An 11,340-nucleotide genomic window follows, 5' to 3' on the forward strand; every position below is an offset into this window, starting at 1 on the left:
TTTCTACTGGGATACGGAGAAACTAAACCGATTTTATGACAGCATCGATCGCAAAACCTCGTAATTTGGCATCTACTGCCGCCGCAACAGACTTGCGCCTCAAAGATATTCTCAAAACTCTGCCGCGCGAAGTTTTTACTAAAAATCCACAAAAAGCTTGGACAAAAGTAGTTATTAATGTTGCTTTAGTCGGCTTAGGTTATTGGCTACTAGCAATATCACCTTGGTATCTATTGCCTTTGGTCTGGATTTTTACCGGTACAGCGTTGACCGGTTTTTTTGTGATTGGCCACGACTGCGGTCATCGGTCATTTGCTAAGCGTCGCTGGGTAAATGATTTAGTTGGCCATTTAACATTTTTGCCTTTAATTTACCCGTTTCATGCTTGGCGGTTACTGCACAATCACCACCACAAGCATACGAATAAAATAGGCGAAGATAATGCTTGGCATCCTTGGCCCGCAGAGGAATATGCAAATGCTAGTAAACCTTTGCAATTCTTTTATCGGCTAATTATGGGGCCGTTATGGTGGATTGGGTCAATCCCTCACTGGGCAAAATTGCATTTTGATTGGTCGCAGTTTCAGGGTAAACAGCGGGAACAAGTGCGGTTTTCAGTTTTGGTAGTATTGATTGGTGCTGCGATCGGATTTCCTACTTTGATTGCTACAACTGGTATTTGGGGATTTGTTAATTTTTGGCTTATGCCCTGGCTGGTTTACCATTTCTGGATGAGCACATTTACGCTTGTACATCATACTACGCCTAAGATTGCCTTTAGTCCTGCCTCAGAATGGAATGAAGCTTTAGCGCAATTAGCGGGAACCGTACATTGCGATTATCCCGTTTGGGTTGAGTTTCTGTGCCACGATATTAATGTACATATTCCTCATCACCTTTCAACAGCTATTCCTTGGTATAACTTACGGTTAGCTCACAGTAGTTTAAAGGAAAATTGGCCAGAATATTTGCACGAGAGTAAGTTTTCTTGGGCTTTGATGAAGGAGATTACTAAAAATTGTCAGTTGTACGATCCTGTGACAAATTATCGGACGTTTAAGGATTTTCACGCTCAAAATAAATAGTTTTGAGGAGGGGTAAATAATTTCCGAAACCCGGTTTCATTAAGAATCCGGGTTTTTGATTTTGTGAGAAAAATATCCCGGCGATTGAAATCGCGGCTACACGAACAAAGTCCGCCTACGCGGACTAATTCAGCGCTATTAGTAATTTCATTTGTAACTAACGAGATTTGGCGATCGCTATTGTCCAAGCATGGCTCTTGGCAATCGGAATCCATCAAAATCACGTTAAGCTGTGGGTACAGTTCCTCCGTCAATTACGTATTCTGTACCAGTAATAGTCGCCGCGCGTGGAGACGCGAGAAATGCGATTAGATTTGCCACTTCAACAGGTTTTGACGGTCGCCCGATCGGAATGCCACCAAGTGATTCCATAATGATCTGCTTACCTCCCTCATAATCGATGCCTGCTTGCTGGGCAAGTCGTTCGGCTAAGGCCACAGATGCCTCCGTTTCAACCCATCCCGGAGACACACGCAAGACTCTAACGCCTTTTGGTGAGACTTCTTTAGACAAGCTTTTGCTGTACGTTGAGAGCGCGGCTTTGGCCGCAGCATAAGCAGTAGTTGACTCCGGTAGGGGAAGCCGGTGCTGAATTGATGTGACATGGATAATTACACCTTCCCCTTGTGCCACCATTCCGGGCAGTAAAGCACGGTCTAGGCGTACAGCAGGGAAAAGGTTGAGATTCAATTCCTGCTGCCACACTTCTTCGCTCAGTGTCGCAAAACCACCAGCCGGTGCCGAAGAGCCGCCCAAAACATGAATGACGATATCTACTCCACCCATTCGTTTACTGACAACATCCGCCACTGCATTACATCCTTCTATTGTCGTTAGGTCAGCGGCGATAAATAGTTCTTCTGGGAAAGAGTCCGGGCGGGCTCGTGCCGAAGCCAGCACGCTCGCTCCACAATCTCGGAAGACGGTGACAACTGCTCTACCAATTCCTTTGGTACCAGCCGTAACCAATACCCGTTTTCCACTAAGCTCTAAGTCCATAGACATTACTGGATCTGCTGCGAAGTTGCCATACAGGAATTTTCTAATTAAACTTACAAATAATCAAGAACGCACTAAAAAGTAAGTTACTCACCCATGAGAAAGGTTTATACACCGTCTACCGCAGCGTCTGATGCGTTAGAAGTAATACAATTGCTGGAAGGACGCTGGAAGCTGATCATCCTCTTCCATTTGTTTGACGGAAAAGTACAACGCTATTCTGATTTTGAGAACCTTATTCCAGGCATTTCTCAAAAGATGCTGGCTCAGCAATTGAGAAAGCTGGAAGCTGATGGGATTGTAATCCGCAAGATATATCCGCAGGTGCCACCTAAAGTTGAATATAGGTTGACTGCGTGGGGGCAGGCTTTGTGCCCTGCTTTAGATGCGCTTTTGAACTGGGCGGAGCAGAAAGGTAGCTTTAATGAACAAGCTTAACAAAACATTGCAGACGAAAGCGGTTGTTATAGCTGGAAACTAGCTGCAAATAAACTTTGCAACCGATGCAAATCCGAACCGACTTGGTAAAACAAATCGCCTTTACCTAACAAATAAGCGGCTGCTTTTTGACTGTTACCTAAAACAATCGTCGAATCTGCTTCGGTAGCAGTGCGAAGGGCAACTCTTCCAGGTAAATTAGAACGAATTAAAGGGGTGACAACTTTTGCTTCTGGGCGTTGAGTAGCAATAATTAAATGAATGCCTGCGGCTCTTGCCATTGCTCCTAAGCGTTTGATGCTCAATTCAAGTGCATTGCGAGTTTCTTTTTCTGCCATGAAATCGGCGTATTCATCAAAGATGCAAACAATGCGGGGCAATAACTTGACAGATTTTTGATTATTATATGATGTAATATCCCCACAACTAGCTAATTCAAATTTTCGATAGCGAGCTTCCATTTCGGTAACTAAATCGGTCATTAATTCGATGGCGCGATCGCTATCTTTGACAATGGGTGAGTAAAGCGAAGGTATCTGCTCAAATTCTGGAAAAGTAACGCGCTTGGGGTCAACGAGAGCGATTTTAAGGTGGTTGGAAGAATAGCGGTAGAGGAGACTGAGGAGAAGCGATCGCAAAAATTCACTCTTACCGCTGCCAGTTGTCCCCCCAACTAAAAAATGACAAGTATTTGGATCGGATAAATTCGCCTCAACTAACTCACCATCTAAATTTACCCCAATCGCAATTCGCACTGGTAAATCAACAGGCGTTATCTGTTTTTGAATGTAATCATTAAAACTGGCAATTTGCCGATCGAAACGAGGCAAATCAACGCTCACATATCCCGGCTGAGGAGCAATTAAAGGGAGAGCCGATATCCCCATTTGTACCTGTAAATCAGCGGATCTATTTAACAAAGAAACAACTCTTACACCAAGATGAGGTTTAAGTTTTACCCGGATGAAAGCTGGGCCAACTGCTGCACCTAAATAATCGACACCAATGCCAAAGGATTGCAAAGTAGTTACTAACTGTTTGCCGATAGCATCAGCTTCATTATTTGTTTGTATACCTGGCTTTTCTGTGACAGGCTTCTGAGGCTTAAACGCATCTATCGTAGGTTTTACCTTTTCACCTTTAGCTGTTTTATTGCTAACTTCAGGAGTAGGTTTAGATGGGGTTACGGTAGATTTACCGCTACTAACTTCAAAGAAGCTTTGGCACTTTTTTTGCTGTGGACAAATCGGACACAATAAATCAGGCTGAGTCGTTGGTGGTGGGGGATTGAGTTGTGATGGTTCCCAAGCAATCCACTCCTGCATTTGTTGTAATTTGTGCGGGATTAACTGATTAACTGTATTTTCTAGCTCATCCCAAGTGAAAGTCAATTCATGCCAATCTGGGAGTACGCTATACACTGCTGAATTGATCGGCACTCCCATCTTTTCTCGCAGCATATAGCAATAAAGAGCAACTTGGGCTAGTTGTCCAGATTTGTCTAGCGACTGATAAGTTTTATATTCCAAAACGCAGAGGCGATGGTGTTCAAAGTCATAAACTACACTGTCAAATCTCCCCTGTACTAACTGTTGTTTACCATTAGGTAACTGGAAATAATGCTTGACGCTAGGACTCAAATCTAGCAGAGTTTTAGCAATGACTTCTTTAGCACTACAATGGCGGCGGTTGATAGTTAGTAATTCAGCCCAACGGTGAATTAACCCTTTTAATCCTTGCCAGATTAGTAATAGTCCCTGTGCTTTTTCTGGGGCGGTTTTGATGGTTGCTTGTAGGTAAGGAAAAAAAGCTAATTCATAAAATAGCTGCTGCATTTCAGCAACTATTTCCTCTACTTTTAATTGGTTAGGTGTGGGTTCAAATAAATCTGGAAACCGAGAGTCTTGCTTGGCAAGAAAAGCACAACGATCAGCTAAAGAATGAAAATTACTACCAATTTTATGCGAGTTTGTTGGTGGCAAAAACATCATCATACCGCCAAATCGATGCCCTAAATAAAACAGGCGGGGACATTCAAAGGCAACTCTGACTTTAGTGACGCTAAAGGAGGTAATTTTAGATTTGTTAGCTGGTGGCATGGATATATTACTCTTTATAATAAGGTGCTTTTGGTTAGTTAGTTCTAGTAAGCGGCGGTGTACGCCGGCGAGATAAACTGTATCCATTTTGGCATAGTCTAACTGCTTTTGGGTTAGAGGTCTTCGTCCCCAGTCGCTTGTCTGTTCCTGTTTATTTATCTCAGTAAATTTGCAGAGTCCGGCGGCTAAGGTTTTAAGTTGACGGTTAGGGACTTGTAGGCGTTCTAGTGATAATTTTTGTGCTATTTTCCAAGTACAAGTAACATTTTTAGCTTGAGTTTTTCCCAAGTATCTTAAATCGTAGCTAGAATTATGAAATACTTTTTCTATAGTTGGATTTGCCATAATTAGGTCAATAAAATTTTCAACTAATTCAGGCTTGTCTAACACATCTAGGATATAAGCAAAATCACCTGTTAAATCATTAGGATCGGCTAAGATTTGAATCAGTGATAATCTAGGATTGGGAGTTTGCCAGTCGGCTACTTCTGTATCCGCCCATATAATTTCAGCAGTGGCAAATTTGGTAATTGCAGCTTGGATATCGTTGGCTTTTGTTAGGTAAAACATTGATTAAAATACATATTTTTTCGATCAGATGTTAGGTACTAGAAAAATTAATTGTTCTTCTAATTTGGCATTGGTATCGTGAATTAAAATTTTATTTTCCTGACAAAGCTCGTCAATTAGTTGTTCAACTTGAGATTGATTCACTTGAGGGAACTGACTGCAAGCATTGTTAATTAAAGTGAGCAGCCCCATGTGGAACTGTGTTGTCACTAAATTCAAGAGAAAATTCTTAACAGGGTTTAAATCAATCTTTCCTGGCGGCGAGATAGGATCTTTCTCTTTTGTTTGAATAATTCCTAAATCCTGCAATAATTGACAATCATCCAAAACCTTAGATTCGCGGATCAAAGCTTCTAATTCGCTTAAGTTAAGAGTCTGATACCCTACTACTAATTCTCCAGCACAAGCAGCATTAACTAAACTATGATAAGTCGCCAGATACCACACAGAATCTAGCTTAGGTTTGATATGATGGTGAGAAGAGGCCGTAAAAATTTTAGTATGAATTTTATAGCCTTGGTTGGTTGGTTTACCAATTTCTGCTGCTCGAATTAAATACAAACTTTGGCACAAGTTATCATTAATTGCTTTTTGGCAAGCTTTCATCAAAGAGGAAAAGCCGTTCATATTGAGAAATTCTGCCCAGACTACTCCTACTCGTATTTTCTGATTAGGTGCTTGATAGCTAAGGGAAGAACTAGCAAAAGTTGGGCTAGATAATAGCTTAGTTTTAATTCCTTTGACTTCCAAAGCTGTTAAAGTTTCCTGCAACATTGCCATTAAGTCAATATCCGAAATTTGGCTAATTTTAGAATATTTGGTCTGAGTTTTCTTGAATGCTTTAAGCCAAACCAGTTGGAATGCTGCTATAGAATCGGGAGGAGTATTTGTACCTGTTTTGTATTCCTGAATTAATTGCTGTCCTAGCTGTAGGATATAGCGGGGATTTGTTTTGCCCCCAGGGAATTTTTCTTCTAGCGCTTGCCTAGATAAAGGTTCAATTGGAGATTTTGGTTTGGGAGTTGCTTGTTGGTGAAGTGGAAAAAGACGTTTTTGCCAGATGCTTTCTCCTTGATCTAAAGTGATATATTTTAGGAATATTCCACCCGTTAAACGATCTTTGTCAGCTTCTAATATTTGCTTTTCATTTTGTCTCCATGTGTTTGTAACGAGGCTAATAATTATCAAAAAGTTTTTTAGTTTTTCATTGTGAATCGTAGTATTGACGCTGAATAGCGGTTGGAGACCGCGATATCCATTAGGGGGAATAGCTTTTTTGTCTATCTGGTCAAAACAAAGTACAATTGGCTGTGTTTCACTGGAAATTCTACCGAAGTTTGCGAGAATGTTGTAAGCGTCAGTTTCAGTTTCTATTGATTTATTCAAGCCTAACGCTTTGAGATTTTCTTCGTCTAAATCATCGCCGCGCAACCACTGACAAGCAATGTCGTATAACTCTGGATTTGTGAGAGAATACAGCACCCTAAAATATTTGTCTGGATTAGAAATACCGACTGGATAAGTTGCCTTGAAATTACTAATAAAAACTTGGCGTTCACCGAATACTCGCTTCATTAAGCTGCGGTCTTTAAAGGCAGATCGGCTTTTGAGCCATAGGAGTAATTGAGATTCTTTTGCACCTTCAGGAATTTGGATAAGGCTATCAACAGTTTGGCGCAAAATGTGACGATAAATGTGATCGCTTTCCGCCCAGGGGCCAATGTAGGCAAAAAAGGCTTTGGAGTTGAGTTGGTGTTTGAGGCGTGCCAAAAGATAACTTTTGCCAGAACCGCGATCGCCACATAATAATAGGGTACGAGTTTGATGATCTCTCGATACTATATCGAGATATTTTATGATTTTGTCGATCGCCTCAGTATGAATTGACTCAACGATAAGTTCTGAGTTTTGTTGTTCTTGCCAAAAGTTACCAGTGTAAAAAGTTACCGGATCGAAGGGGTTAACTTCTCGTTGAATAATCTGCTCAATGGATGTCATATTTCAACCTATTTTTCCTAATAACGTGACTTGATATTGCTAAAAAACTAGATGCAAGGCTTTAACATGATTTACGGATAGGTTTTTTGGGATTGCTTCGTTCCTCGCAATGACAGAATTTTGTAGCGATCGTGACAAAATTTTGTACTTCATTGCTAAGTCCTATTTAATTTACAATAATGAAAAACAGTGGCCCTCCAAAATCTTGGTGAATGGCAGCTTCAATTTGCTCCGGGGTGTAGTTCATCCCTTCTTGTAAGGAACTCAGCTCTATCCGATCCTGCCGCTGTAAGCGATAGATGGCCTGATCGAATTGCTCCCTAGAAAGGTTTGGTAACTTCTCTCGCAGATGAAATATTGGCAAATAATTATTTGTATTCAGTTCGCGATCTAAATCTCGAATTGCTTGCAAAATTAGATCATCATTTAACTCGCCAGTAGGTAGCGATAGGGTTGGTTGAGGCTTTTGAGTTGAAATTGTCTCCGGTTTTGGAGGCGTTCCAGATAAAGTATCTGCTGATAGAGATTTCCGTAAAAATTTGAGATAGTTACTTAGTAGATCGAGGCTAATAGTTGCTAATCCTTTCGGGTTGTAATCATCTCGTAAAAATTCTTGCCCTCGCGGGGTTAGCCAGACTTCTGCTTTTTGCCTTTTGATTTGGATTTCAGCTTCTATTAGCCCGCGATCGCGCAAAGTTTCCAAGATCGTATCTCGCTCTGCTGACTTCACTGATTTTACCGAGATTTTGCTGGGAGCGATTTTTGCCGAAACCTTACCTAGCGCCTCTAACACCTTCAAGTCATTTGGCGCGATCGGTAACTGAGTTGTATCCATTTTGAGCAGGGCGCGACCGGGTGGTAAAATCTTAACGCTGGCAATTTCGCGGGAGTAGTCTACCAAGCCACGAGTGCCCAAATCTTGACAAATTTTATTTTTGTTCTTGATGCTGTCAAACGTCTTAGCTAAAGAAGAACGATAATCGCGACAACCTAGCAATTTGAGGAGAAATTTCAGCTCATTAGAGTCCATGTACTCACCCTATGCTTACTGACAAAGATAACTCAGGCAATAGTATCAGTATCACACAAATCCCCCACGCTTGACTAAGTTCTGCTTAGCGGATCGAAATAGTCTCAGAAATTCTAACTGTTGAAGACTAAATTTTCCTTTTACCCTTCTAGATAATTAAATTTTTCAGTATAGCGGCCTTTTACCTTCTACCTTCTGCTATAAATATGCGATCGCCCATCATAGTAGGTGGTGCGATCGCCACCCGCTAGCAGTACCATCAATTCAAGGCATCTGTTGAAAATCAACAAAAGTAAAGATGAGTAAAGCAATGTATACCTCTGTGTCACTTCCGCAGTTAAACTCATCACAAAAGACAAAAGGGGACTTCTAATAAGATGGATCGATCAGACACTCCCAGCCGAATTATTGAATATTTGCGGATCAAGCCAATTAGTCACAGCCAAATTTACACTTTCCAAATAGCTATTCCAGAATCCCAACGAGAGGAAATTCCTCAAGATCGGCGCGAAGCTCTCAGGAGAAGCCTGATTGAGCAAGGAAGCAACTTGATACCCCTGATTATTCGCCGCACTGAAGCCTACAGCAACGAAGAAGAATTTGAAGTTGTCTGCGGTGCAGATTGGTGTATCGTTGCTCGCGAACTCGGCACAGAGCATTTGTGGGCATGGGTTTTTGAGATGACTGACGAAGAAGCCGCAATTGCTAAAGCCCAGATGGAACAATTAGTTGCTGCTCCTGCTGAGGGAACAATACAGATTAAGAGTTTGCTGCAACAACTTGAGGTATCATTTCAGGAGAAGGTAGAAAGTCTTACTAAGAAAATAGAACAATCTGTTAAGAAAAATGAAGACTTGCTCAAAAAGCAAGTTAAAGCTCTATCAGAGCAAAATTCGGAAAATGGCGAAATAGAACAGATTAAAAATCTGCTGGCAAAAATTGAAAAAACATTTCACGAAAGGGTAGATAACTTGGCTAAGAAAATTGAACAACCCGGCAATACTCCCTCTTCCTCTATTGCTTCTGAAGTGAATCAGGAAGGTGCGATCGGACAGTTAGAAGCACTAGAAAAACTAATTGAGCGCCAGCTTGAGTGGACTGCTCAAGCAATTAATCAGTATGTTGTAGAAGCAATTAAAAGCCTTGAAAACGAGCTAAAAGATCAAATAGAAGCGATCCGCACCCAACTGCAAGCAACTCCCAAACCAGCATCAAAACCGAAGGCTGAGCCGGAGTCAAAACCAAAATCTAAGTCAAGATCGCAGTCAAAATCTGAGGTCAAGTCTGAGCCAAAAACACAGCCAAAATCTCCTTCAAAGACACAGCCGCAGCCGCAACAGGATGATTACGAAGCTCTTTCACTCAGAAAGCTCAAGGCTCTTGGCAAAGAGCGAAAACTGCGCGGCTACGCACGCATGAAAAGACCTGAAATTCTGGCAGCTCTGCAAAAAGAGCAAGGCAAATAAATTTGTTAACATTTAACAGTTAACAGTTAACGGTTAACAGTTAACAGTTAGCAGTTAACAGGTAATTAAAGTCAGGGACTCAGGGCTGAAGCCACGCTCGCTTGTAAGAGCAATACTCAAAACAAGCTGTTCTGACCAGTCTAAGTAAATTTACTCCGTTATTTAGGTCACGACACCGGAGAATGCGACGCTAGTTTTCCGCTCTGTCGGTAGTAATTAAACAGTTCTAAAGTCACTGGAACAGTGTTGCTACCCTAACAAGCCTACATAACATTGACGAAGCGAACGTTACCCCGCAAGGGAGGACTGAAAAATGTCTAATTTTGTTTTTGTTTTAGATACCCAGAAACGGCCAATTAATCCAATACAACCAGGATTAGCTCGTAAGTTATTAACCTCTGGTAAAGCGGTAGTGTTCAGAAGATATCCGTTTACCATAATTCTTAACGAAAATGCGATCGCAACTCCCGAACCAATCACCCTAAAAATAGACCCCGGTTCTAAAACAACTGGTATAGCCTTATTGCAAGGAGAAAAAGTTATTTGGGGTGCTGAACTAACCCATAGAGGTCAGGCAATTAAAGCAAGTTTGGAATCTCGTCGCTCACTTTGTAGAGGAAGGAGAAACCGCCATACTCGTTATCGTCAAGCCAGATTTCTAAACCGGAAACGCCCTAAAGGTTGGTTAGCGCCAAGTTTGCAACATCGGGTTGAAACCACCTTGACTTGGGTAAAAAGACTAATTAAACTTGCACCTATTAGCTCAATTGTTGAAGAGTTAGTCAGGTTTGATTTGCAACAGTTAGAAAATCCAGAGATTTCGGGCGTTGAATATCAACAGGGAGAATTGGTTGGCTACGAAGTTAGAGAATATTTGCTTAATAAATGGGAGCGGAAATGCGCTTACTGCGCCGTTGAAAATGTACCGTTACAAGTTGAGCATATTCACCCCAAAGCAAAGGGTGGCACTAACTGCATCTCTAATCTTTGCCTTGCTTGCGAAAAGTGTAATACAAAAAAAGGCACTCAGAGTATTGAGAAGTTTCTAGCTAAAAAGCCAGATATTTTGAAGCGCATTTTGTCTCAAGCAAAACGACCTCTCAAGGATGCAGCAGCAGTTAACTCAACTCGCTGGGGATTATTTAATCGACTGAAGGAAACTGGTTTACCTGTTTCTACTGGTAGTGGCGGTTTAACTAAATTCAATCGAACTCGATTGAATTTGCCTAAAACCCATTGGATTGAGGCTGCTTGTGTGGGACAAATTGACTCGGTTAACCTATTAACAAATCAACCATTGTTAATTAAAGCTATGGGTCACGGGACACGCCAAATGTGCCGTACTGACAAGTTTGGATTCCCGTCTCGCTATGTTCCCAGGCTTAAATTTATCAAGGGTTTCCAAACGGGTGACATTGTGAAAGCAGTTGTCACTTCCGGGAAGAAAATCGGCACTTATGTTGGGCGTGTTGCCATCAGAACTTCCGGGTCTTTCAATATTTCTGTACCTGAATTGGTGTCGGGGATTAATTACAAATACTGCAAAACTGTCCATAAAAAGGATGGTTACAGCTACGCATTTTGAAGATTCACGGTGGTTAAAACCACCCGCGTCGTTTCCCTATAAGGGCTAAAGCCTCGCTCGTTTCCCACTT

General features: G+C 41.6%; 9 protein-coding genes. 4 read left to right on the forward strand and 5 right to left on the reverse strand.

Annotated elements, in window-relative coordinates:
* Positions 1-35 precede the first annotated feature (35 nt).
* Positions 36-1,085 (forward strand): fatty acid desaturase, encoded by a 1,050-nt coding sequence (locus tag OSCIL6407_RS0109540; RefSeq protein WP_007353768.1) that lies wholly within the window; start codon positions 36-38, stop codon positions 1,083-1,085.
* A gap of 225 nt (positions 1,086-1,310) precedes the next feature.
* Here OSCIL6407_RS0109540 and OSCIL6407_RS0109550 read toward each other — a convergent pair whose 3' ends face one another.
* Positions 1,311-2,090, reverse strand: a complete 780-nt coding sequence (locus tag OSCIL6407_RS0109550) for an SDR family oxidoreductase (RefSeq protein WP_019487158.1) — start codon at positions 2,088-2,090, stop codon at positions 1,311-1,313.
* Between the two features lie 90 nt (positions 2,091-2,180).
* Here OSCIL6407_RS0109550 and OSCIL6407_RS0109555 point away from each other — a divergent pair, with 90 nt between their 5' ends.
* The gene (locus tag OSCIL6407_RS0109555; RefSeq protein ID WP_007353770.1) at positions 2,181-2,522 is read left to right on the forward strand and encodes a winged helix-turn-helix transcriptional regulator; all 342 of its coding nucleotides are present in this window, start codon (positions 2,181-2,183) and stop codon (positions 2,520-2,522) included.
* A 26-nt stretch (positions 2,523-2,548) separates the two neighbouring features.
* On the opposite strand, the gene OSCIL6407_RS0109560 is transcribed toward OSCIL6407_RS0109555, so the two are convergent.
* The 4 genes from OSCIL6407_RS0109560 to OSCIL6407_RS35315 all read right to left on the reverse strand — a co-directional run bounded on the left by OSCIL6407_RS0109560 (position 2,549) and on the right by OSCIL6407_RS35315 (position 8,566).
* Complete coding sequence (locus OSCIL6407_RS0109560; RefSeq protein ID WP_007353771.1) at positions 2,549-5,191, reverse strand: DNA translocase FtsK; 2,643 nt, start codon at positions 5,189-5,191, stop codon at positions 2,549-2,551.
* A gap of 24 nt (positions 5,192-5,215) precedes the next feature.
* A complete protein-coding gene (locus OSCIL6407_RS0109565; RefSeq protein ID WP_007353772.1) occupies positions 5,216-7,189 on the reverse strand; it encodes an ATP-binding protein in 1,974 nt (657 codons plus the stop codon).
* 166 nt (positions 7,190-7,355) lie between these two features.
* Entirely contained in the window at positions 7,356-8,219 is an 864-nt protein-coding gene (locus OSCIL6407_RS0109570) for a hypothetical protein (RefSeq protein WP_007353773.1), read from the reverse strand.
* Between the two features lie 188 nt (positions 8,220-8,407).
* The gene (locus OSCIL6407_RS35315; protein ID WP_155523390.1) at positions 8,408-8,566 is read right to left on the reverse strand and encodes a hypothetical protein; all 159 of its coding nucleotides are present in this window, start codon (positions 8,564-8,566) and stop codon (positions 8,408-8,410) included.
* 30 nt (positions 8,567-8,596) lie between these two features.
* On the opposite strand from OSCIL6407_RS35315, the gene OSCIL6407_RS0109575 reads away from it, so the two are divergent.
* Both OSCIL6407_RS0109575 and iscB read left to right on the forward strand, forming a co-directional pair.
* Positions 8,597-9,685: a Rho termination factor (modular protein) gene (locus tag OSCIL6407_RS0109575; RefSeq protein WP_007353774.1), complete on the forward strand. Its 1,089-nt coding sequence runs from the start codon at positions 8,597-8,599 to the stop codon at positions 9,683-9,685.
* Positions 9,686-9,998: 313 nt separating this feature from the next.
* Positions 9,999-11,270, forward strand: coding sequence for an RNA-guided endonuclease IscB (iscB, locus tag OSCIL6407_RS0109580; protein ID WP_007353775.1), 1,272 nt, complete (start codon positions 9,999-10,001; stop codon positions 11,268-11,270).
* Positions 11,271-11,340 lie beyond the last annotated feature (70 nt).

It is taken from the genome of Kamptonema formosum PCC 6407 (genome assembly GCF_000332155.1).
Taxonomy (GTDB): domain Bacteria; phylum Cyanobacteriota; class Cyanobacteriia; order Cyanobacteriales; family Microcoleaceae; genus Kamptonema; species Kamptonema formosum.